This window comes from Neobacillus driksii (assembly GCF_013409995.1).
GTDB classification, from domain to species: domain Bacteria; phylum Bacillota; class Bacilli; order Bacillales; family Cytobacillaceae; genus Neobacillus; species Neobacillus driksii.
The window spans coordinates 164,549-189,684 of the sequence record NZ_JACCBX010000001.1 but is presented as its reverse complement, the minus strand read 5'-3'; the positions used below and the strand labels follow the sequence as shown (position 1 = coordinate 189,684).

The following is a 25,136-nucleotide window of genomic DNA, read 5'->3' as shown; positions in this document are numbered from 1 at the left end:
TTTTTTCCGCTCCTATCTCTTTTTATGAAAACCCAGTGTGATGATTTCATATTTTCCTACTTCATATGAATCTTGGGTATCGTCTGTTTTTTCTTCAAGGATGTTACTCTTGAAGGATTCATAATCCTTGATATCAGCCTTAAGATGTGCCTCTTCTTCGGCTGGATTAAACCAGCGAATTATTACATCATCATGCTCTTCCGCTATTCTCATTGATGTCCATACCAGTCCATTGGATTCTGTTTGAACAAACTGATATGTTTCCGGTAAATCACCTTTATGGACGCTTGTCTGAACAGCCACGAGCGGCACTTTGTATTGATACGCATCGACATATGCCTGCGATTGGATGACATCTTTTTCATGCGGCAGCACTTGCCATTCTGCTGTTTGCATTCCTAAGCATTGTGCTTCAGGTGTAGGGAAATAACCCCAGTCCCCGAGCTCGGCTGTCGAACGGAGCACTGTTACTGCAATGGTGCCATTCTCCGGGAGAATTTCATATTCTTGCAGACCATCTGTCGCTACGGATAATCCTATTTCTTCATCCGCTAGGCTGGCAAAGCGCTGCTGGTGATGACAAAAGCTCGGATTTGCCCATTCCTTCTCTGGCGTATTCGGGCGGGTTACAATTTCAAAAATACTGTCAGCTTTATGTGTTTCGGTCTGTAAATCAGTTGGGAACAAGACACGCAGACGGTGATCGGTTGCTTGGTTGTCCATCGTCAACTTAAATGCTGGACCCTTCATTCCCTTTTCCAGTGTGACAACCGTTTGCAAGGTGATTGTTGTTATTTCGTCCGATCTTCCGGCTTCTCTTTCCTTATGCCAAATAAGCCTATTTCGTTCCATTGCTAAGCGGTCATCTGCGGAAACCGGTATCAATAATTTGTGCTTAAACTCTAGGACTGTTCTGAGTGTACTTCTTTCTAGGAATCTAAATTCCGCTGGTACACCCTTTGTTGTGATAGCCTCAAGCCCCTTAGCTTCCTTGTACATATATTCGTTACCAATATCCCCAGTGTCTTCGTAAATTCCAAGACGATGGAAGGACTCACCGGTATCTTTATGCATTAAGTCATAGCTGCCATCTTCATGAAACTGTAGATGAACATATTCATTTTCCATTACGAACTGGGTTTCTGAAGAAGACTCACACTCCTGCTCTTCTTTGGCACCTGGCACAAGGTAGAATGTTTTAAAACCAAATGAAGGAATTCCCTTTGCGAAAAACGAAAGCTTTGCACGTTTGGCAAAAAACGGCTGACGAAATTTATCGTCTGGTAAGTCATAGCCGAATTCGACGGAAGGACTTTCAAGCTGATAGTCTACCGCTCTGCCTTCACCATCAACCAGTTTGTATCCTGCCATTGGTTTATCCTGCAAATAAACGGGAATATCTTCAAAGTGCATTTGTGAAAAATACACTTTTTCCAAATCGACTACTTTTGAAACGACTTCATTTTTCTCCCATCCGGTTGTATTCAGGACAACTAGCGGAATACCGCCTTCAGGTGTCTGTGAAGTATCAACTGTTTGTGCAAGCGTAGCTGCATTTTCCTCAACAAATACCTCTCCCATTTGCGCTACAGTTTCAAAACGAGTCACCATTTCACGGTGGACTTCATCGACACTACAGCCGCAAATACTGTCGTGCGGGTGGTTCTTCATCAATGATTTCCACATAAAGCGGATGTATTCCCGCGGGTAGGTGCCACCTGCTAAAGCTAACATGGCCGCAAGCGGCTCAGCGTTCTTTTCCAAAAGAGTTTGACAGTGGTGATTCATTTGCTTCAAATAAATACGGCTTGATGCAGTATTTACAAGGGTGGACCAGCCATCTGTCCGCTGATTGCGCAATTCCCCTTCGATTACTTGCAGCTGCTCAGGCAGTGCTTGTATTAACGCTTCCGTATATTCATCAAAACTAGAATGCTTAAACTGATAATCTGGATATAAGGCAGCTGCCGTTTCAATTGCCTGTGGAATCGTCTTTTGCAGCGGCTGGTGATCGCAGCCATTCATAAACAACAACTGATTCGTTGAGGCATATTTTTCAGCATCTTGGAGCTTCTTATCCCAGAACGCTTTCGCTTCTTCTTCATCCACCGGAATTTCATTCCCATTGGAATACCAATTGGCAAAAAGAATGCCTAAAACACTTGATCCATCAGGTGATTTCCAAATCATTTCGGAATAAGGTGATTCATAGTCAGGAACGTCTGATACCGTGTTATTAAAGCCGGTCGGCTTCACGCCTCTTCCAAAGGCAGCCGTGTCAATTCCCGCTTGCTTTAAAAGCTGCGGTGCCTGCCCATAAATACCAAAAGTATCCGGAAAATAACCTATTTTTGAAACATGTCCATAGGCTTTCGTATCATTCATACCAATCAACAGGTTTCTGACATTTGCTTCGGAGCTTGTTAAAAACGCATCCTGCAGTACATACCAAGGACCGATATGAAGCTTTTTCTCCTTTATTAATTGCTTTACAATTTCACGATTCTCCGGGTGAACCGCGAAATAATCCTCCAACAGAACCGTTTGGCCATCTAGATGAAACGATTGAAAGCCGCTTCCTTCCTTTTTGAACTGTTCAATAAGATTATTCATAAGCTGTATGAAATAATAGCGATGTTTCTCAAAAGGTAAGTACCATTCCCTGTCCCAATGGGAATGAGATATAATATGGGCTGTCTTGTTCACGAGACTTCCACTCCTTTAATGATTTCTAAAGAACGAAAACGCTGTCATTATTAATAAATAAAATACTTCTAGTACTTACAATAAGAAAACCAGACGTAAACAGCAATAGAATAGCGGCAAGTCATAAAGTTATTACAGTCGATATAAAATTAATCCATAAAATGAATGATCTATTAAAAAAGTCCCGTTTTTCACTGCATTTTTACAGTGAAAAACGAGACCCTTTTGGTGTCAGAAGAATGTGAGTTTCAGAGCTTCCCGCTATTCCCCTTTTTTGCTTCCATTATTAAAATTCTTTTTCAATTCCTGTATACGATCCATAGCTTGAACCAAGGTATCATAGTTAGCGACCTGTTCTCTTAATGTTGGGTGAAGCTTGTTGTAGGCAACTTTACTATCATTGACGATATCCTTATCCTCTAACGTCAAATCCGCAACAGCAGGAAGGTTATTGATTTGAAGCATCACTTCCGTTACCTTTTCATTCAAGTAAGCTGTGCTGAACCTCAGACTTTCTCTCTCACCTTCGTTTTGAACCGTATAATAGACTCTGCCGCCTTCAAGTCCAAAATCCAACTGTTCGAAGGAAATCGTTCCGTCTTTTTCAGCAGCCTTTTCTGCTAGAACATTCTTAGTTTCCAAGGAGTTATATAATCTAACGGTTTGTCCCTGTTGAACTCTGTCAATTGTCACCTGGTCATTTGCACCTGTATTATTTTCAGCATTTGCAAAATGCATCATAATATTTTCCGTTCTTGGCAGCGCGTCACTTTCAAACATCTGCCATTCATAGATCCGGATCGCACCCCAAGGAGAGGTACCACTATTGTAGACCTGAAGCTTAAATTCTCTAGCCGTGACAGGCTGGTCTAAAACAATATCGGTCACAGCCTTCGTATTATCTGTAATCCTTTTTGCACTGACCCAATCCCCGTTTTCATTTTTATAAAGCAGCTCGAAATCAACGGTATTCATATTACTTGCTTCTCCACCATACTCAGCATGTTCGACGCGCCAGCGTTTGATTGTTTTCTCCTCACCCATATCAATGGTCATATAACCAGTCTTTGCATTTGTTGCACACCACTTACTATTACCGATTGCTGTTCCATCTAATGCTTTCGCAGCAGGCTCAGCATCATTTTCTGCGGATACATCTGTTACTTGCGCGCCAAGAACAACATTCTCAGAGGTTGGGTTTTGTTCAATCTCCGTAGCATCCGTACCCATTCCCCAATCAAAGTCAAGAACAGCAGCTCCACCTCGTACATAATCTTGATTGACCGGCACAACTTTTATGGATGTACGATTATTACTCGAAGCGTTTTCATTTGTACGGGTAATATTTGGTGTGTAGAAATAGTTATTTGGTGTAACGCCTAAAAGTGTTTCCACCCCATCGGCATTCTCTTGGTAAATCTCATAATGCAATACGTTCTTCTGCTCGGTCCAGCCTAGACGTGCTTCCGCCTCAAATGCTGACATCGTCATTTCTTCTAAAATTTCCACATCTGCTGGTTTGGATAAAACCTCTTCAGCTGAATCATAAATGGATAGCTGACCTAAATGAAAAGCATAGTTTTCAAGTTTTTCAGAGTTACTAATTTTTAGACTTACTGCATACGCCGTCTTTCCTGCCTCTTCTCCCAAATCAACGATGGCAGTCTGCCAGCCCTTTTCTGTCGCTGGAAGTGAATAATATTTCATGTTATCCTGCGAATAATCTTTACTGTATGCTACACCAAGCTTAACATCTGCACCTGATTGATTTTCATAGATCACGCGGACCTTTGTACTGTCGGTGATCGGCAGTTTGGTGCTGTAAAGCATAGTATCATTTTCGGAGTTGGCTTCAAGCGTACCGCTAAATTTCAGTGAATTACCCCCGTTATATGCTTTTTCAAAATCATAGGATACATTCATTCGGCTGCCTTCACCGCGAATCCACCAACGCCAGGTTGGCATAATATCCTGGATTGAGCGATTGTTCCACTCAAGATCACTAGCGATTTTTCCATTAATAAAGTATTGTTTTCCATGGCCGCTATTAAAGTTTGTGGTAAAAGGCATTTCCTGAATAACAGACGAATCGGTTACAAATCGAGCCATTCCCTTCCAATCGGCTGAATCATCTGCAAGGGTTGGGTCACCCTGCGGTCCAGTCCAAAGATTTTTTTCTTTTTCGTGGAAGTCAGCAGGATTTTCTGCCAGCCCCATTGTCGAGTTTGGTGTATAAAGCGCGATGGAAACCTTTGGCTGTTTATAATCATCCAAGAGGGCTTCCGTGTTAATCTTTGTATTATAAGAATTCTGCTGAATTTCAAAACCTGCATAGGCGTCAAAAGGGTTGCGGTTATGGCTTTTCATCGTTTCAACAGTTGTTTGAATCTTACTGGTATTCCAGTTATAGTTTAAAAAGAACTCATCAACGGCGTATTCCCCGTCCTCTGCAGGCTTCACATACATGTCATTTTGGCTGTTGATGGAATCCTGATAGTTGACATTTCCGGTATTGTCTTGGGCATCGTACCAGCTGATTTGAAGTTCTGATTTCCGTTTGATATAGCGCATCATTTCGTTCATGCGTACAGCTGTTTCCTGATTTACACCATACGTTTCTTGGTTAAAGAAATATCCATCAAATCCAAAATACTCGGCTACTTCAATCATCTTGTCTGCCACAGGGAAACTTCCGTCAGAAGCCTGCTTTGTAAACTTTTCTATTTCAGCGAGTCCTTCAGCTGATCTGCCCCATGGGAATCCAAGTGTTGCATAAACAGGCACCCCATTTCGGTGAGCGGCATCCACAATATCTGGTGTAGGGATGGCGAAAATCCCTTCATTTGTTCCTGCCCAGTAAATATAAGAATCTAGCAGCTGCCAGTTATCGAAAGCGTATACATTAAAGTCATTGCTACCTACCGAACTCGCTTCATCATGATTCCATGTTGTGATTGCTGCAGAGGTGATACCAGCCTTTGGATTGGCTAATGGATTAATCTGAGCTCCTTTGAATCGGTCCTTGTTTAAAGGGACGCTGGTGCGGTTTAATTCTGCGTCAGGATCCTTTTCAGGAGACCATTCCATGAGTGAATCCACGTTGAAAGCGGGTGCCAGCGGCTTTAGACTGAGCTTGTCCGCATAGTTCTCATTAACGACGGCTGTTCCATCCCCGTTAACACCGGCTTCTGCCCCAGGGGCACCCATTGAACCAAGTAACATGATTGCAGCCGAAGCAGATAAAATGCGGCTGTACAACTTACTTCCTCTTCTTCTCATATTGTTCCTCCTCTAACATTTATTGCTTCTCAAAAATGGAAGCACTTCCAATTATTATAAAATTCGGTCCTTTTTTATAATAGTGGAGTATTAATAGATTTGCTGTCTAAATTAAAGAAGCAAGTTGAGGTGATACTATTTGCTAGAATATAAAAAAGACGATTCGAGGGGGGACCGAATCGTCTTTTTGCTGCCTGTATTTATGCTGTTGCTGTTGCTGTTGCTGTTGCTTTATTTTTTCTAAGAGTTTTGTTGAATGGTACTACCCAGTAGTCTAAACCGTATCTTCCTGCGTTGAAGCCTGCAGTTAAGATGATAAAGCCTAAGAGAATATCTGTTGGGTTATGAGATACTGTTCCAGCTAAGAAAAAAGAGAAGTTCATTACTAGACCGAAGAACATAGCTGCAGTTGTTAAACATCCAATCATAAGTCCTAAACCGATTAATAGTTCGCCCCAAGGAACGATAAAGTTGAACACATAAATGTTTGGTAACGCAAAGTTTTCTAAGAAGCTTACATACCAGCTGTACACCATGTTGCCATCTGGACCTTTTACTGGATTAGCTACTGCATTTTTTAGAAATCCTGAAGCGTCAAATCCGCCTGTAATTTTATGATAACCTGCTGTGAACCAAGCATAGCCAAGGTTAAACGAAGAATAGTTAAGATTGCTGCTGAGATTTTATTTTCTCTTAAGAAGTTGTTAAACATAAGTCATTCCGCCTTTCAAAATTTACTTGTTCTTTATACTTACACTATATTGGATTTCGGCAGTTAATAACATGGGTATAGTGTTAAGTTCACAGTTTGTTTGAAATGTTATGGCGGAATGTTGAACAGCAAAAGTTTGAATTAGTTCCTTATAGATTATCTCAGGACTTGTAATAGTAGAACTTTCACCGCAAGTCCTTTCTCGTATGACTGATTGGCAGGTAACGTTACAGCAAGCGTCTTTAAGCCATCAAAGGTCTGCCTCCTAGTATAAAAGTCATAACAAAACGCAGCCTGTTCTTCTAACAAACAAGCTGCGTCTTTTTTTATACTACAGGAATACTGCTTTCCTTCCTGCTACGCTTTCCTCGTAACGACTTGCTAATTTCCACTTGCGAATTCTCGTCCGTAGAAAATGGCTTTAAGTGAACAGCGAATTGGAAATCCTTATTTTCTAGGCGGTATGGTTCCGTCACGTCTGGTCCGCAGCTAGCGGATCCAAGACCATGCTGCTGATGATCCAGGTTAAACGTAATAAAATCCTGCTTGATTAAATCATACGTATGCTGGGCCTGATCTAAGTTTTCCGTTGTATAATAGTGGGCACTAAAATCAAGTGTTGGCTCACCGGCTGCGACGAATCCTATACCGCAGGTGTTCGTTAACGATACCCAGCGAACTTCATGGCGATTGCCATTTTCCTGTGGAAAAATATATGGAGTGTATAACTCTTCCACTTTTTTAGCATAAACACCTACGCGATTAGCCTCTCTGCTGTCGCTATAGGCTTCGCCCGGTCCTCTTCCATACCAGGACACATCACTTAAAGCAACCGGCAGCTTCATTTGCAAGCCAAGACGCGGGTAAGTTTCCGGCCCATTTCCTTCTGGACTGCCTTTCACATCGATTGATAGTTCACCATTGCTATGAATCGTATACGTATAAATGACGTTAATTCCCCAGGCTAAACTTGGCGGAGCAATCCGAACGCTGGAAGTGATGACAACCTTATCGCCTGATATTTGCTGCCACTCGACGCTATTGACACGGTGCTGAAGCCAATGTAAACCATATCGCTTCCAGTCAGCAGCTGAACGGTGATCATTGTCAATTAAAGCCCGCCATAATTGCAGCTTTGGTCCTTCTTCCAACAGATTCATACCCCGATAAGACCACGAATTTAGTGTTCCATAAACGAGATCAAACTCAACCTGAAACTCTTCTCCTTGAACCAGTAGCTTGTTATTCCATTCCTGACAATCAAGGTGCTGATGAAGAGAGTCAACCACTTTCCTTTCAACACTGCTAGTGACAGGTAATTCAAACTGCCCCCAAGCAATCTCATGCCCTGTTTTTGCCCATTGCGTATCAGCGGCCAAGTTAAATTGAAGATTTAACCAATAATCTGTATCCGGCTGGATTAGCTCAGGAAGCTTGTATGGAATCATCAAAGTCACTGTTTCACCTGGTGCCACATCAGGAGCTGGCATCACGCCTTGATCAATTAGCTTGCCATCTGCCTCGACTGACCACGACAAATTCAAATGATCTAAGGAAATAAAATCATAACGGTTCTTAATAATCACGTTTCCTGTTTTCAAGTCCACAGCTTCTACATGAACAGGTTCAATGACTTTTTTAAATTCAATTAACCCTGGAGATGGTGTTCGATCAGGCATTACAAGCCCGTCAACAACAAAATTATAATCATTTGGCTTATCACCGAAATCGCCGCCGTAAGCGTAGTATTCTTCGCCTTCTTCGGTAAACTGGCGGATTCCATGATCACACCATTCCCAGACAAAGCCTCCTTGTAAACGTTTGTATTGGTAAAATAGATCCCAATACTCTTTAATGCCGCCAGGACCGTTCCCCATCGCATGGATGTATTCACACAGAATATGCGGCTTGTTCAGATCTGTTCTTTGCCCTAATTGTTCCATTATTTCAATCGATGTGTACATCGTTGTATGCACATCAGAAACGGCTGGATCTCTTTTTGGGTTATCGTCGTCTTGAATCATTATGCTTCTAACTTCACCTTCATAGTGAACAAGACGTGTCGGGTCATTTTCTTTAATCCATTTGCCCATTGCTTCATGATTACATCCAAAGCCCGATTCATTTCCTAATGACCACATGATAACCGAAGAGTGGTTCTTATCGCGGGCAACCATCCGTTTGGCTCGATCAATATAAGCCTCTTCCCACTCAGGATCATCACTTAACTTGCCTCGATCACTATTCGCCTTAACCCAATCAGGATTATTACCTAGTAAAGCATTACCGGTATGTTCAAAGCCATGGGTTTCTAAGTCCGCTTCATCGATAACATAAAGACCATACACATCACAAAGGTCATAGAATCTCGGATCATTTGGATAATGGGCTGTCCTAACCGCATTGATATTATGCTGTTTCATCAGGATGATATCCTTCTCCATTGCATCAAGAGGCACGGCACGGCCTAAATCCGGATGAGAATCATGACGATTGACCCCCTTGAATTTAATGGCTTCACCATTAATGAGGAAAACACCATCCTTCAATTCGATTGAACGGAATCCGGTTTTATTCGGAATCACCTCGATCCGATTCCCAGCGGCATCCTTTAACGTAATTAATAAATGGTATAAATATGGATGTTCCGCGGACCACTTTTCAGGGTTTTCTACCGGAATTTCTGTGGTAAAAGTAATCTGTTGATTATTCGGCAGGAACACTTCTTGTGAATGAACTGTAACTAAGGCACCATCCTGATCAAGAAGCCGATATTCAAGCTGGTAATTTTCAAACTCTAGACTGGTGCCATTTTCAATAACCGTATTAATGGATAGAGTCGCATGTTGATACTGCTCATCAAGGTTGGTAGTGACGAAAAAGTCTTGAATATGGACCCTTGGTTTTGCTACTAAATACACATCTCTGAAGATCCCGCTTAACCACCACATATCCTGATCTTCTAGGTAGGTGCCATCTGACCATTGATAGACTCGAACAGCTAACGTATTTTCGCCCTCATGGATGTAAGGGGTGATATCAAATTCAGCTGGAATTCGGCTGCCTTGGCTATAGCCGACCTCTTGGCCATTCACCCACACATGGAACGCACTGTCTACACCCTCAAAATGTAAGATGATTTTTTCCTGCAGCCATTGAGCAGGGATATAAAAATTCCTGCGATAGGAGCCCGTTGGATTTTCTGTCGGTACATACGGCGGATTTACCGGGAACGGGTACACAACATTGGTGTAATGAGGCTTTCCATATCCATTCATCTGCCAATGGGAAGGAACGACAAGCTCATCCCAGTCACTTACATCAAAATAATCTTGATAAAAATTCTCGGGAGCGAGGGCTGGATTTTCTGCATAATGAAACTTCCAGCTTCCATTTAACAGTTTAAATCCCTGGGAATTTCCTCTATCATATGTTAAAGCAGAACGGTCGTCGGAAAACGATAGAAAGTACGCCCGTTCAGGCAGTCTGTTTTTATGCAGGACGGTAATGTTTTCCCAATCTTTTCTCTTAGTCATTCAAAATACCTCCAAAAAGTTTCTGTTTTTTGAATTATGATATTGTCTTAGGGGTTACACCTTTCGAAAACCCTTACACCTACTCCTCCAAAGAATATCATCATATTCCGTTAGATTTATTGGAATTTCAGACTTTATTAAAATATTTCTATTACTCACTAAAAATGTCTTATTATTTTATATTGTTTCCGATAACACGGTATCCTTTATAAAATGGAAAACTTAATAATAAATAATAGAACTCGGACGAGTTCTATTATTTATTATTATTATTCAACACCGCCTCCGGCTGACAGCCAATAATCAGCTGTGTTCCATCGCTGTATCCTTCTTCTCTTCCTTTTAGTTCTTGAACGAGAATATCTCTTAAGTATGCTACTTTCTCTGAATACCTATGATCATGACTTAAGTTATGAATCTCTTTCGGGTCATTTACTAGATCAAAATACTGTTCTATACCTGTTTGTGAATACCAAATATATTTCTCTTTGCCATTTACAATATAATGATGAGATAAATCACCATATGCATGTTCTCCATGGAGGTAAGGTCTCCATTCCGTCTCCATTCCTCTTGCAAGCGGAATAACACTTTTTCCCTCTACTGTTTCAGGTACCGGAGCCTCAGCTGCATCTAATAAAGTCGGCATAATATCGCGCAGTTCAATGATGTTATCACAGGTTGTGCCCTTTTGGATCCCAAGCTGATTTCCAGGGTCAGAAAGGATAAAAGGAACTTTCGCACTACCTTCATATGCCAGTGATTTCGCTAGAAAATGATGTTCCCCCAACAGTTCCCCATGGTCAGAAACAAATAAAATGACTGTATTCTGATAAACCTGATATTCAATCATTGCCTGAATAAAACGGCCAATTTGATCATCCAGATGGGCAATTAATGCATAGTAAGCGGCCCGAGCACGTTTAAGTCGCTGTTTCGGAACCACACCTCTTCTTGTAGTGGGGAGCAGTCCTAATCCCGCCTCATCTTCAGCTGCCCATGTTCCAATCACTGGTTCATCTATCTCTTTACTCATATAGTAATCAAAATAGGCTGGGGGCGGATCAACCGGTGGATGCGGACGGACAAATGACATTTTTAAGAAAAATGGTTTCCTTGGATCTCTGCGCCTTAAGAAATCAATCGATTGGGTAACAACCCAATTCGTTGGATGAAACTCTTCCGGTAAATGCCAAGGACGGCTCATCGCAGACGCATTACAATCCAAACCAATATCCGTTAAATCGCGATGACCGCCAAGCCGCTCCCTAAGCCAAGGTAAATAGTCATCGGTTTGTTCAAACGACTCTTGGTATGGCGTGTTTTTAAAACGATTATGATGCAAATAGCCGTCATGTAAAATAACATTGTGAAAACCACATAAATTTCTGGATGGATACACATGCATTTTCCCGACACATTGGGTATGGTAACCGGCACGGCTCATTTCTTCCGGCATCATATGTGGGTAATCCCAAGGCACTCGGTCCTGATACCCCACCCGTCCAGTTGACCGCTGCGACATACCGGTTAATACAGCCGCACGAGCTGGGACACATGTCGGCGTTGCAGAGTAAGCATTCCCAAATGTGACACCCTCCGCTGCCAATTGGTCAAGATTTGGCGTTTCAACAATTGGATGACCGGCGGAACTTAAACAATCAAATCTCATTTGATCAACCATGATCAATAAAACATTTGGCTTCATTTTTCTCCTCCTCCTTAACCTTTAGCTGAACCTGCAATTCCATCGACAAAATACTTTTGGAAAATGAGGAAAATAACAACAATTGGAATAAATGATATCGTTGCTCCAGCGGCCATTGCAGCTAAATCGCTGCTGTTGTCTTCAACAAAAGAATACATACCTACTCCCAGCGTTCTTAAATCAGGGCGATGGATGGTGAAGACAAGCGGGACAAAGAAACTATTCCAACTATTGATAAACTGTAAAATAAACGTAGTTGCAATAACAGGTTTAGCTAATGGAAGCATAATCGTAAAAAATGTTCTTACAAAGCCAGCTCCATCAATCTGACTAGCTTCTTCCAACTCCTTTGGTATTCTAGAGAAATATGCAGTAAATAGCAGTATATAAAGTACATGAGTACCCCCTGCTTCAGCTAGTATAAGACCAGCCATTGATTTACCAAGTCCTAAGGCGTTAATTAATTGCCATAAGGGGATAATCGTATACCCTGCTGGAATAAACATGGTGGCGATAATCGCACCCATAATCAAAAATTTACCTAGAAAATCGTATCGGCCTAATACATATCCTGTTAAAGCACAAAGGGCAATAACAATGATAACAACCGCGAAGGTAAATAAAAGTGTATTAATAAAATATTGACTGAAATTCGCTATATACCAAGCCCGGCTATAATTATCAAATTGCAATATTTCCTCAAGCTGGCCCCAATTGGATGGCAGGAGAAAACTCCATTCAAACTTATCAGGAAATAACTTTACACTGCCGCTAAACATTTCTCGATTCGTCTTTAATGAAGAACTAACCGTCCAAATTAATGGATACACCCATGCAAGTGTTAACACTAGAAAAACAAAATGAAACAAAAACCGAATGAGTTTTCTTCGTTTCATAAACTTATACCTCCATTACGCTCAGTAGCGATTTTTCCCATATTTACGCACTAGAGCACCAAGTATTAGGGTAATAACCATCGTTGCCATCCCATAAACAATTCCCGCAGCTGAAGCAAACCCCATTCTTGGCAGGCCTCCATCCATTTCAAAGGCATAACGATAAATATATAAAGGTACCATATCTGTGCCAAATAAAGGCCCGCCATTTGTAAAGGTTTTGACTAAATCGAACACATTAAAGGCCCAAACGGTTTGGAAAAAAGTGATGACAATTAGAAATGGAATAAGAAGAGGAACGGTGATATAAACAAATTGTTGAATAAGATTGGCCCCATCAATTTTAGCTGCTTCATAGATATCCTTTGGCAGCGTTTGTAATCCTGCTAACCAATAAATGACCTTAATCCCAAATCCCTTCCAAACACCGACAATCACGACGGATGTCATCGCAAGGTTAGGTCCTCCCAGCCAATTTATGGGTTCGTCGATGATATGCATTGAAAGCAGGAATTCATTCATAAATCCACCCTCAAAAGCAAACATATTCTGCATAATAATTCCGACAATCGACATGGTTAAGACAACCGGAAGAAAGAATAAGGTTCTGAAAAATGCAGCACCATAAAGCTTGGACTATTTAAAATGAGGGCAATAATTAAACTTGTTGGAACAACAATAATGACTAGGAAAAAGGTATAGATAAAACTATTTTTAAATGCATTCCAAAAATAGGAATCTTTTAGAACCTCTACAAAGTTTTCCCAGCCGACAACTTCCGTTGGCCAGCCAATTCCGTTCCAATTAAAAAATGCAAAATAATAGCTTCCGATAATTGGCCATAGAGTAAAGGTAAGGTACAAAATAATCTGAGGTGCTAAAAACAAGTAACACCACATATAATGCTTCCGTTTCAATCCACTTTTTTTCCTAGTTTTTCTTTCCAGTTCATTTGATACGAGCTTTTGTTCCGAAATAGTAGATTTTGAAATCATAGTGCCTCCCCCTAAATGCCCCTCCAAAAAACTATTTGGAGGAGCACAGATTTTAGTAACTATTGATTATAATTCGATTTACCATCGAAATTAGGGAATGTTAAATCATCTCTTGATACATCTTGTCCTTCTGCTGCGGCCTTTTTAATTGCCTCATCAAGACGTGTATTTAATGCATCATTTAATTTTGTTAATTCTTTTTTCCAGTCTATCATTTCTCCAATATACGCACCGATGATAATATCATTTAATTGCAGCCTTGGAGGAGCCATGGTTTTTTCGATTTTTTTGGCTTCAAATGCACCTAGATTACTTTCATAAACCGGACGATACACGACAGTGTCTTCCAAGATTTGAGCCATTTTCTTCAACTGCTCACTTGAATAATTGCTTTCATCTTGAATTAAATCTGGATGTGGAGGGAGCAATAAATCCTTCTTCATTTGACCAACATAATAGTCTTCCTTGGAAGTTAGCCACTTTAACAACTCTGCAGCTTCTTTTGGATGTTTGGTTGATTTTGTTAAATAGGCATCATAGGTCCCAGGGACCACCCCCTGATACAAACGATCTCCTTCTTTTAAGACTGGAATTTCTGCCACATTATAGTCTTCTACTCCACCCAGTTCATGCTGATTTACACGAACAATCCATTGTGCATTAAATCCAAATGCAGCCTGCTTGTTCGCAAACAATCCCTGATAATCTAGTAATCCTAAGGTAGGTGAGTTGGGGTGCACGATTCCTGCATCTTTCATCTTTAATAGAAATTCTATAGCTTTAACGACATTTTCAGAGTCTAAGTCATATCCTCCTTTTTGAAAGTCAAATCCTTCTCCATCCAATGTTGGCTGAAGAGTACGTGCAAGAAGGAGAGTATGTGCGGCTGCACTATCCTTTAATGGGATTGCAAAGCCGTAAACACCATCAACCTTTTCTGTTACTTGCTTGCCCATTTCCAATAGGTCGTCCCAATTCTTCGGTGGACTTGCCGGGTCTAAACCTGCTTCTTCCATTAAGTCTGTATGGTATAGCATGAATGATCCACTCTTTGGACTAATTCTTGGATAGGAGTAAATCTTACCATCGAGCATGTTAACCCCTTCAACAAAAACTTCATTTGGAAAACGGTCCTTAATATCAAAATGAGCATCTAACGGCTGCACCCAGCCATTTTGAACTAAGTCTCCGATCAGAAAATTACCTGTAGGCTGAATAATATCAGGCAGTTCGTTAGAAGATGCCAACGCTAAAAATGTATCGTCCCAATTTTTACCGTGAGCATAAGTGACTTCTACCTTAATATTAGGATGCTTCTTCATAAACTCCTGGATTCGTTCATATCCATATTGACCATTTCTAAATTGTCCATGAGCAGAAAATAATTTAATGGTTACTTCCTTCTCTCCACTTTTCCCACTTCCGGCTTCTGTCGAAGAACTCTCATTTTGACAGCCTGCTAGTACAAGCATAAATAAAATCATGATTACACCGAAAATTTTACTTCGCCTCTTCATCTTTCCACCCCTTTTTAGATGTTAACGCTTACAAATAAAATTCTAATGTATTTTTTGAAAAGTTAGAATGTTTCATTTTTTTTGCAAATACGTGGGAATTTTTTGCCCTATTTCTCCTGTTCATCTTTTATTTTCCTATATCTTTGTGGTGAAAGTTGAAAATGTTTTTTAAACACTTCGGTAAAATAACGCTGGTCCTCATAACCTAGGATTTTTGCAATCTCTTGAATTTTGATTAAAGGATTATTTAAAAGCTGTTTTGAATATTTCATTCTTTCTTGTGTGACAAACTGAATAAATGACATCCCCGCTTCTTTTTTAAATTTTCTGCTAAGCGCAGATGAATTCATTTGTAAATACTGAGCCAGGTTATCAAGCGTAGCCGATTCAAGGTGGTTTAATATCCAATCCTTCGCCTTGTTCATCATTTGCGTGTCATCAATAGAGTTATTTTGTCCAGGTTGATAGGGGTAATGGGGATTGATCTCTTTTCGAATACGATGAATAAGAGCTTCCAGTTCCTCCATCACGATAGGCTTTTCAAGAAAGTCAAAGGCACCCAGCTGCATTGCACGTTTTGCATATGCAAAATCCGCATAGCCGCTTACCAATACATATTTTACTGGCTGCTTAATTTCGTGGTTGATATACTCTAAAAATTCAATCCCATTCTCGCCGGGCATTCGAATGTCTGAGAAAATGACATCAGGAACCAACTGGGTCAGCTTTACTTTGGCCTCTTTAGTATTTTCAAAGGAACTAACCACTTTTATATCTTGAAATTTATTGAGTTTACGTTCGAATGACTCTCGAAAAAACTTTTCATCCTCAATAATCATGACCTTAATCATTTGGTAGACTCCTTTATAATTTTATACGTATTTGAATAGCAGTTTTGTTTTTGTCACTATCAATCTGAACCATCGATGACTTGCCGTAGGTTAAAAAAATGCGTCTAATGACATTTTTTAAACCTGAATCTACCTTAGGAATCAATGAATCTTCTTTTTTATGACTTTGAATAAAATCATTTAATTCCTGTAATTTATCTAGTGACATTCCAACTCCATCGTCTCGTACTTCAATGGATAAAAATGGCTCAGTATAAGAAACCTTTAAAAAAATATTCCCTTTTCCTAGTTTTCCTTCTAATCCATGGATGTAGGCATTTTCAACAATAGGCTGAATAAGCAGCCGATTAATTCTCAGTGGGAACAATGTTCGCGGTACATCGTAAATGAAATTAATTTTATCGTTATACCTAAATTTTTGAATTTCCGTAAACACCTTTACATAGGTAAGCTCTTCTTCTATGGTGACAAAATATTTTTCATTTGACACCGTATAACGTAAATGTCTGCTTAATAAGTTGACAGCACTTTCTATTCGGTGATTATCATCAAGTTCAGCCATACTTTGGATACACGATAGTGTATTGTACAAAAAATGAGGATTTATTTGTGCCTCTAATTGACGTTTCTCGGCTTCCTTTTGCCTGATTTCAATCTCGCGTTTCTGCAGTTTGATCTTTTGGTTTTGAATTTCAGTCTGCTGACGCTCTAGCTTCTCAAGGAATAAATGCTCAGTGACATGGCTAAGTCGATTGACAAGGTTATTATATTGGTCTACTACAGGCTTCATTTCTTTGATTCTAGTGGGTTCTACTTGTGACGAAAAGTCACCGCCTCCTAATCTTTGAAATGCATAGACGAGTTGTTTTAAAGGGTTAAAAGCTTGAAGAAGCAGCCTCCAGCCAATTAAAAAAATAACAAGTGATGAGAATAAACCAATTCCAATCACAAGGAGAATCATTTTAGAGACAACGGTTTGTGTCACCTCAATCGGTTCTAATCGATAAAATGTCCAGTTTAAAACAGGTGAATACTCGCTGAAAGCATAATAGGAATGGTTGTCTATTTTTACTTTTTGAATAAGATCAGTACTGTTTTCTCTCGAAGGTGAAATCAATCGGTAAGCAGTGTTTGATATATCTGTGCCAATAAGAGTCGAGGAACGACTATAAACGATCCTTTTATTATCATCTACTACCAGTAGATTAGCATCATTTCTCTGATCAACATTTCTCAAAATCCGAAACAATTTTTCCGCACTAACATCAATCCGAATAACACCCCGCCATTTAATACTTGGCACTTCATATAAGGGCCTTGTTAAAGAAAACACTTGTTCACGATCCAAGTTATAGTTAGAATCATGTGGCCCATCGATAAAAGGTTTCGTCATAAGTCTGCTCTTTTGGATAAAGGACTCATTTAGAATATTGTAGGTTCGGTTCAATACCGTTCTGGAACTATCATAAATAATTCCACCGTCATCAGTAATAATGTAGATTCCTTTAATTCCCTGCTGCCAGGAAAACAAAAAGGACATATGCTGATTAATGTTGAGAATGTGGCGTGGATTTTCGTTCCAATCCTCTAAGGGGATTTGTAATAAATACTGAAGATCCTGATGGGTCCATAATGAGTTCACAGATACTTCCATACTATTAAAAACACCTTCTATCTGTTGTATCAACGGTTCTAATCCTTCATGGGCATGTTTTATAGCGGTTTCCTGTGTTGATTTTTGGTAAATATAAATAGAATAAGAGCATGTTACAGCTAGAGCAATTAAGATAATCATGATAATAAAAAACATTAAACGATACGAAATGGCGTATTCTTTTTTATCCTTGCTAAATACTGACATATCGCGATATCCTTTCTATTAAATACGGCATGGAGGTGTAATTTATAATTCGGGGCATTACGAACAAGAAGGTCTGAATAGCACGGTTTGTTTTTAAACGACGGTTCCAAAAAACGGAAAACCCTGACGTAGACATCAGGGCTGCTGTTGTACAGTTTTTCTATAGTTTGACTTTAAAAACAGCTTTTTTGACCTTTTCGCGGCCATTGACCATTATTCCAGCCATATGAGCATCTTGTGGATAGCAAATGATAAAATCACCTTTTTCAAGTTTTACCTTGGATTGCAGACTGCCTTCCAAAAAGTAAATATCATCCTGCTCATTGTAATCCTCTTTGATTTTTAACCGTTCAAATAACTCATACCCAATGAATTCATGTCCCTCGATGATGACTTGGATATCGATATATCTTTTGTGTGATTCCCAGACACGGTCCTCTATACCTTTTGTTTCATATTCAACTAGATTAAGAAAAAGTTCTTCTCCTTCTATTTCATAGAAGCCTGGCTCCAACTTTTCAAAATTCGTGTTTTGGATATATTCAAAAGCTTTATCGAATTTCTCATTGAGCCCTTTGTAAGAATTTACATTATCAATGTGATTAACAATCATGATGGTTGCTCCTTTTTTCTTTCGGGTAGTGTGAAGGTATTATCCTAATACAGGCTGGTCCACAAACCTTATACTTTCTTTATGCTCATGTAATTCCAATACGACAATTTCGTTTTTCCCATTATGCAAAAACGGAGCTGGTACATAGAGGGTTTGCTGCGGACCGATTTCCCAGTATCGGCCAAGATTATGTCCATTCACAAAGACAACCCCTTTTGTCCAACCGGACATATCGACAAACGTATCTGCCGCTTCATCAATATTCAAAGTTCCCCGGTGAAGATAAGGATGATTTTCTTTTGCCTCATCACTAGTAAACGTTAAGGAACTCAAATCTTTTAACGGTAAAGGATACACAGTCCAATCAAATAAAAATTGGTTGCCTAATCGGACTCCTTCTGTAATTCCTTTATGATCCTCGAGGAATGGTCCGTAATTAATCCGTCCCATATTTTCCACGATAATTTGCAGTTTTGTTTCTTGCTCTGTAATATCCACTTCGATACGGGAGCGGTCGCCGTTGCGCTCAACTAACCCTGCATATTCACCATTCAAATAAATCTGACCGCGGTCATGAACATCTTGAACGGTTATCATCTGCTTTCCGTAAGCTCCTTTTATCACTGTTTCATAAACGATAAACCCATAAGCCTGCCCATACTCCTCCATCGTTAATGGCGTTTGGCTCGCAACTGGACTAGAGAGTTGATTCAATGAATCTAGTAAGGCAGCACGCTCTGTGAAATAAACCTCACCGTACTGTTTTTTTGGTGTGACAGGAGGTAATTTCATTTCAGGCAAATCAACGTATTTTTCAAACGTCTTTCTCACCGCAATGAATTTTTCCGTTATATCACCTGATTCTGTCAATAAGCCATCATAATCATAGCTAGTAATCGTTGGCTGATAAACTTCCTCATTATGATTCGCTCCATTATAGAAACCAAAATTCGTTCCGCCATGGGCCATATAAAAGTTGACAGAACCCTTTTCCTGCAGAATACTTTCCAATGTTTCAATGACACTTTCAGATGATCGAGTGTGGTGCTCTTCGCCCCAATGATCGAACCAGCCATGCCAAAACTCCATACACATCAGCGGAGCATTTGGCTGATACTTTTTTAATTGTTCAAACGCGCTTTCTGTGCGTGAACCAAAATTTACGGTTTCCAGAACGCCTTCAATCATCCCGCCATGAAGCATGCTTGGTGCCGGACCATCGGAAGTAAATAGCAATTCATCATGGACCCGTTTTTTAATGCTATCGCGCATATAATTTAGATATTTTTTGTCATTTCCAAAACTTCCATATTCATTTTCGACTTGGACTGCAATAATCGGACCGCCATTAGAACGAAGCAATGGCTGCAATCGTTCAAATAAGACATCGAAAAAGGCATCTACTTTTTCTAAATACGGTTCATTGTAGCAGCGTAATTTGATATTTGGTACGGTCAGGAGCCAATAAGGAAAGCCGCCGAATTCCCATTCTGCACATATATAAGGGCCGGGTCTGACAATGACATGAAGTCCCACTTTTTCTGCCGTTTTGATGAAAGTTTCAATATCAGCGATGCCCTCAAAAACAAACTGCCCTTCCTCAGGCTCATGTAAATTCCATGCTACATAGGTTTCTACCGTATTAAACCCACATTCTTTTAATTTTAATAAACGTTCTTCCCAGTATTCTGGCACCGTACGGAAATAATGCATCGCACCGCTTAATAGTCGGATTTCCTTGCCTTCTAATAAAAACGATTGAGGATTAAATGTTAATGCTGACATCCTACACCTTCTTCCTTGAACTTAAGTCAGTAGTAAGGGTTATTTCTTTAATCTTGTTATTCATCTGCTCCCTTTTTAACAGGTACCACTCTTGGTCTTGGGGATATTGATCAAAGGTGATTTCATAATCCAGCCCTTCTTCCAAAAAGGTTAACACTTGTTCTCTGCCAACCAAGCTTTCCAGCAATTGAAGCGCTCTCAAATCTTGGAGGGCTTCATTTAAAACCTCAAGCCGAATCGATTCAATTGGTCCATCCTCACCGGGGTAGACGAGAAAAGCATCTCCGGATGGGAATGCATGATTGGCATCGGTATTTTTAAATGGATCAATCGCCTTTTTTGAGTATTGTGCATACCAAAAGTTATATCCCCAGTGGAGAAAGCCAGAAATTTTATATTTATATAGCTGGATACCGAGAACCCGATTACGGAACGATGGCATCGAGAAAAATCTGTTTGCAACCTTCTTATATTGAGCACAACAATAGTAGGTCCAAAGATTTTCTACCCCATTCTCCAAAAAGGGTTGGATATGATCATTGGAAGGAATCGGAGTTTGGACGAGTCCTTTCTCATAAAAGGTATAGTCTGAAAGTGCGTCAATCACTGGAAAGTCTTTTACATATTCTTGAAGAATGCGACTGGCATTTTCATATGATTCAACCTGTGGTAAATGCGGCTCATCCGACACATGGAAAAAACATTGATCTTCTAAAGCATTCTCGTTAATAAATTCTAGCAGACTAGGAAGAAATTGCTGAAGAAAACCTCGGTATTCAACGCCTGCTGCATCCGTTTCCCAGCCAAAGAACTGTTTAAACTCTCCATTTTCAATACCCACTATTTTCGGCGCATGCTTTGCTCCCCACTGGGTAAAGAGATGGGAAAACTCAAAATACTCTATCCCTTGTTTACTGCATAAATCAATCCATCTTTTTAGCTTTTCAAAGTGGAAATGAAACGTTTCACCTGACTTTTCTACATCAACCAGTTGAACAGTCGGACGCTCTCCCCCGACCGCGGTATCTAAAGGCGGCGTAAATAGGGGTGTTAAAATCATATTCATTCCATGTTTTGCAGCCATTTGAACAAATTGGCCAATTCTCCTCCAATGTTCCTCACTAAATACATCTACATGGTAATGAGTAGCAAGGCAATCGGTATGGAACCACTCTGTATGTATTAATTTTTGTTTGGGCAGTTCGGCGGCGATAACCTCTAATTCGAAGGCTTGCTTGCCCAGGCATTCCCCGTTTTCCTTTTCAAAGCTTACATCAATAGTATATCTGCCTGGATTACTGTCTCCCTGAAGATCAACAGTAATCCAAACAGAACGCCACTGCTCTGGAAAAGCGATTAGACCATCCTTGGCATGAATCGGATAAAGCGGATCAGGGTATAATCCCGGTGTTGATTTCAGTATGAGATCATCATGATCGTGATAACATGGTAATTCGGATGGAACCAGTCCTACAGAGCGGACCGTGATTTTATCATGAAAAGCTGAATTTACTTTCACCTTAATATTCTTTACGAGTGTTCTAGATTTATAGGCAACCTGAAAAGAGTAAGATTCATTTAAAAGCGCTGAACCTTTGTTAAAGTCCTGATCTTTCAATTCTTGATCAGCAAAAACCTTTGTTAGAGAACTTAAACATCTTGTTACAAATTCTAGTTCCATCAGCCATTACCCCCTTAATTAATCTAAATTATCTAAATTATACCACCACCACTTGTTGAGTCAACCCAACAAGTTCAATTTCCTTACTGCCTTTAGTTAATAGATTCATATGAATCGTCCATAAAGTGGTAAACCGCCCCAATCATTCCGGCATGATTAGATAGTTTAGCAAGAACAACCTCTGTATTTCTCTGAAAAGAAGGAAGCAAATAGGTGTTGATTTCTGTTTGTACTTCTTGTAAAAACGTCTCTCCCCGAGCCGTGACACCTCCGCCGATGATGACCTTTTCCGGGTTAAAAATATATATAAGATTGGAGATTCCAATTGCTAAATAACGATAAAACTCTCTGACAGCCTCTTGAATCTGCTCGTCACCTTGATCATATAGATCAAAAATTTCTTTTCCGGTCCATTGACGTTGTCCTTTATAGTGATTGGCAAACTGAATTAATCCAGAAACGGAGGCATTCTTTTCAAAAGGTTCACCCTCAACGAGCATATAGCCCCATTCCCCTGCACTGAAGGAATGCCCCGAATACATTTTTCCATCCATCACAATCGCTCCGCCAATGCCTGTACCTACGGTTAAAGCAATGAAATTGCTTGAGCCGTGATCACCAAGCCACATTTCTCCAAGGGCTGCACAGTCGACATCATTTCTTACTGCTACAGGCAGTCCGAGGGCCTCACTAACGAGTTTCTTAATTTCCACACCTGTATAATCAGGGATTGTTTCACCGGCAGCTACAATACTTCCGGTATGGAAATTAACCTGTCCGGCTGTACTAATGGCAATTCCACTGACAGCATATTCCGCCACAATGGTTTTACTGGCCGTAATTACCTTATCGATGATGGCCCGTCCGCCGAAGTGCGCTTCGGTGTCCATAATCCAATGGGAAAGAATTTCTCCTCTTTCTGTCACAATCCCATATTTAATTTGTGTACCCCCGATATCAAATGCCAGATAGTGCTTCATTCTTAGCGAATTCCTTCCGCAAAAGCTTTTGTGATTAATTGCGGCCTTGAAATGGCTCCTCCTACCACTATCGACCAAGCGCCCAATTCCAGCATTTTGCGTGCTTGCTCTGGTGTTTGGATGCGGCCTTCTGCAATAACAGGGATGGGTAACCGCTTAGAAAGCTGTTCGACTAGTTCAAAATCTGGATCATGTTGTTTTGGACTGTCATCTGTATAGCCTGAAAGAGTCGTAGAGACCATATCTACACCGCACTCTAACGCATATTCCGCATCCCTAATCGTTGCAATATCCGCCATTACTAACGCATTACTATTTTCATGGATATAGTCCACTAAATCTTTTAGGATTTCCCCATTTGGCCGCTTGCGATAAGTGGCGTCTAGTGCAATGACATCTGCCTCTACTGCCAATAGTTCCTTTACCTCTTTAAGGGTTGCTGTGATAAAGACTTCACTGTCTGGATAATCACGCTTGACTAAACCAATGACCGGTAGTCCTGTTTGGAGTTTAATCGCAGCGACATCAACTGCGGAATTGCTTCGAATTACCTTTGCACCGCCTTCCTTAGCTGCCTGAGCCATTTTCGCCATGATTTCTGATCCGTGCAGCGGCTCATGTTCAAGCGCCTGGCAAGAAACAATTAAATCTTTGTGTATTGTTGTAAAAAAAGGATGAGTGTTCATGTTATGATCTCCTTATTATTTTTATACTGTGAAAAAGGGCATTGTTGACTTTATTTATTTTAAGGATCTAAATAGACGGAAAAATTCCGCTTAATCAGTTATTACTATTAAAAATAGCCTAAATAGACGGAGGGATTCCGCCTATTTCCCAGAAATAGGTGAAATCGGATAATATCCCTTTGCATAACCGGAAAACTTCCCCTTATTCCCCCCGAAACAGGCTCCATTCTACATTTAACCGAAAAGTATTCGCTTATTTTCTTTCGCTGGTTACAGGAGCGCAAATCAACAGCTATTCTTTAATGCAGTTTGTCCTTCATAAAGCTATGAAGGACAACTAATAACCTATTAATATACTTTTTCTACTTCATTTCTATAGGTGTTTATTAGTGCTTGGATCGTATCATTTAATTTAGCAAGGGATGCATGGTCTTGCTGAGTTACAGGTAATAATGGAAGTCTTGGAGAACCTGTTTCAATATTTCTTAGTGATAAAATATACTTACAAGCACCGTATAAAGATGGATAGCTTAATAGCTTTTTAATCACGCTATTAATTTCAAATTGTAATTTTTGAGCCTTTTCGATTTCATTTGCTTTATATAATTGGTCAAGTACGCAGAATAATTCCGGCATAACACCGTATGTTCCGCCAATACCACCATCTGCTCCCATGATACGTCCGCCTAAGAATTGTTCATCTGGTCCGTTATAAACGAGAAACTCTTTTCCAGCATTTGCTTTAAATTGTTGCAAATCAAAAACACTTTCTCCAGACATCTTAATTCCAATTACTTTTTCTTGAGCAGCCATTTTTTGGAATAGTGATTGAGTTAAATTGAATCCTGTTGTCTGTGGAATGTTGTAAATAATAAATGGCAATGAAGTGCTGTCGATCATTTCCTGCCAATGCTTTTCAACCGATTGCTCCGACAAACGGTAATAGATTGCTGGAACGGCTGAGATCGCATGGGCACCACATTTCTCTGCATGAATCGCAAGCTCTTTGCTTTCTTTTGTAGAATTTGCCCCAACATGGACGATAATCGTTAGCTCGCGGCCAACCTCTTCTGTAACAGCTTCTACTACTTTCTTTCTTTCTTCCGCTGTTTGCAGGATCCCCTCGCCAGAGCTGCCTCCGACATATAAACCTGTTACTCCGCTATTTACATAGGAACGTGCCAGCTTTTTCACTCGTTCCTCACAAACCTCGCCTGCCTCATCATAGGCAGAATACATGGCAACAAATACACCTTTAAATTGATCTAAATCCCAAGCTTTCATGTTGGTATCCCCTTTAGACTTTTATAGTAAACTGGCAGTTGTTCTT

The 25,136-nt window shown here is 40.2% G+C and carries 17 protein-coding genes and 1 pseudogene; all 18 read right to left on the bottom strand.

Translation table 11 applies throughout. The features are described from left to right. Window positions 1–12 precede the first annotated feature (12 nt). Window positions 13–2,706 (bottom strand): alpha-mannosidase, encoded by a 2,694-nt coding sequence (locus tag F4694_RS00875; protein ID WP_179595017.1) that lies wholly within the window; start codon window positions 2,704–2,706, stop codon window positions 13–15. 261 nt (window positions 2,707–2,967) lie between these two features. Next, window positions 2,968–5,985: an endo-beta-N-acetylglucosaminidase gene (locus F4694_RS00870; RefSeq protein ID WP_179595016.1), complete on the bottom strand. Its 3,018-nt coding sequence runs from the start codon at window positions 5,983–5,985 to the stop codon at window positions 2,968–2,970. Between the two features lie 200 nt (window positions 5,986–6,185). Further along, window positions 6,186–6,697: pseudogene (locus F4694_RS00865) on the bottom strand (DoxX family membrane protein). A 156-nt stretch (window positions 6,698–6,853) separates the two neighbouring features. Then, window positions 6,854–7,006: a hypothetical protein gene (locus tag F4694_RS00860; protein WP_179595015.1), complete on the bottom strand. Its 153-nt coding sequence runs from the start codon at window positions 7,004–7,006 to the stop codon at window positions 6,854–6,856. Between the two features lie 17 nt (window positions 7,007–7,023). Continuing rightward, complete coding sequence (gene ebgA / locus F4694_RS00855) at window positions 7,024–10,233, bottom strand: beta-galactosidase subunit alpha (protein WP_179595014.1); 3,210 nt, start codon at window positions 10,231–10,233, stop codon at window positions 7,024–7,026. 256 nt (window positions 10,234–10,489) lie between these two features. After that, window positions 10,490–11,941 carry an arylsulfatase gene (locus tag F4694_RS00850; RefSeq protein WP_179595013.1) on the bottom strand — a complete coding sequence of 484 codons (1,452 nt, stop codon included), beginning with the start codon at window positions 11,939–11,941 and terminating at the stop codon, window positions 10,490–10,492. A gap of 14 nt (window positions 11,942–11,955) precedes the next feature. Next, window positions 11,956–12,837 carry a carbohydrate ABC transporter permease gene (locus tag F4694_RS00845; protein ID WP_179595012.1) on the bottom strand — a complete coding sequence of 294 codons (882 nt, stop codon included), beginning with the start codon at window positions 12,835–12,837 and terminating at the stop codon, window positions 11,956–11,958. Between the two features lie 21 nt (window positions 12,838–12,858). Further along, window positions 12,859–13,413 (bottom strand): carbohydrate ABC transporter permease, encoded by a 555-nt coding sequence (locus F4694_RS00840; RefSeq protein WP_179595011.1) that lies wholly within the window; start codon window positions 13,411–13,413, stop codon window positions 12,859–12,861. Window positions 13,414–13,415: 2 nt separating this feature from the next. Then, window positions 13,416–13,832: a carbohydrate ABC transporter permease gene (locus tag F4694_RS00835; protein ID WP_179595010.1), complete on the bottom strand. Its 417-nt coding sequence runs from the start codon at window positions 13,830–13,832 to the stop codon at window positions 13,416–13,418. Between the two features lie 59 nt (window positions 13,833–13,891). Next, entirely contained in the window at window positions 13,892–15,349 is a 1,458-nt protein-coding gene (locus F4694_RS00830) for an ABC transporter substrate-binding protein (RefSeq protein WP_179595009.1), read from the bottom strand. Window positions 15,350–15,456: 107 nt separating this feature from the next. Next, window positions 15,457–16,200, bottom strand: coding sequence for a response regulator transcription factor (locus F4694_RS00825; RefSeq protein WP_179595008.1), 744 nt, complete (start codon window positions 16,198–16,200; stop codon window positions 15,457–15,459). A gap of 13 nt (window positions 16,201–16,213) precedes the next feature. Further along, on the bottom strand, window positions 16,214–18,061 hold the full coding sequence (locus tag F4694_RS00820; protein WP_179595007.1) for a sensor histidine kinase: 1,848 nt from the start codon (window positions 18,059–18,061) through the stop codon (window positions 16,214–16,216). Window positions 18,062–18,221: 160 nt separating this feature from the next. Next, a complete protein-coding gene (locus F4694_RS00815) occupies window positions 18,222–18,674 on the bottom strand; it encodes a YhcH/YjgK/YiaL family protein (RefSeq protein ID WP_179595006.1) in 453 nt (150 codons plus the stop codon). Window positions 18,675–18,713: 39 nt separating this feature from the next. Beyond that, complete coding sequence (locus tag F4694_RS00810; protein ID WP_179595005.1) at window positions 18,714–20,459, bottom strand: glycoside hydrolase family 35 protein; 1,746 nt, start codon at window positions 20,457–20,459, stop codon at window positions 18,714–18,716. Window position 20,460: 1 nt separating this feature from the next. Then, window positions 20,461–22,140: a DUF4091 domain-containing protein gene (locus F4694_RS00805; RefSeq protein ID WP_179595004.1), complete on the bottom strand. Its 1,680-nt coding sequence runs from the start codon at window positions 22,138–22,140 to the stop codon at window positions 20,461–20,463. 92 nt (window positions 22,141–22,232) lie between these two features. Further along, window positions 22,233–23,120 carry an ROK family protein gene (locus F4694_RS00800; RefSeq protein ID WP_179595003.1) on the bottom strand — a complete coding sequence of 296 codons (888 nt, stop codon included), beginning with the start codon at window positions 23,118–23,120 and terminating at the stop codon, window positions 22,233–22,235. A gap of 2 nt (window positions 23,121–23,122) precedes the next feature. Further along, entirely contained in the window at window positions 23,123–23,806 is a 684-nt protein-coding gene (locus tag F4694_RS00795) for an N-acetylmannosamine-6-phosphate 2-epimerase (RefSeq protein ID WP_179595002.1), read from the bottom strand. Window positions 23,807–24,154: 348 nt separating this feature from the next. After that, window positions 24,155–25,090, bottom strand: coding sequence for a dihydrodipicolinate synthase family protein (locus F4694_RS00790; RefSeq protein WP_179595001.1), 936 nt, complete (start codon window positions 25,088–25,090; stop codon window positions 24,155–24,157). Between the last annotated feature and the right edge of the window lie 46 nt (window positions 25,091–25,136).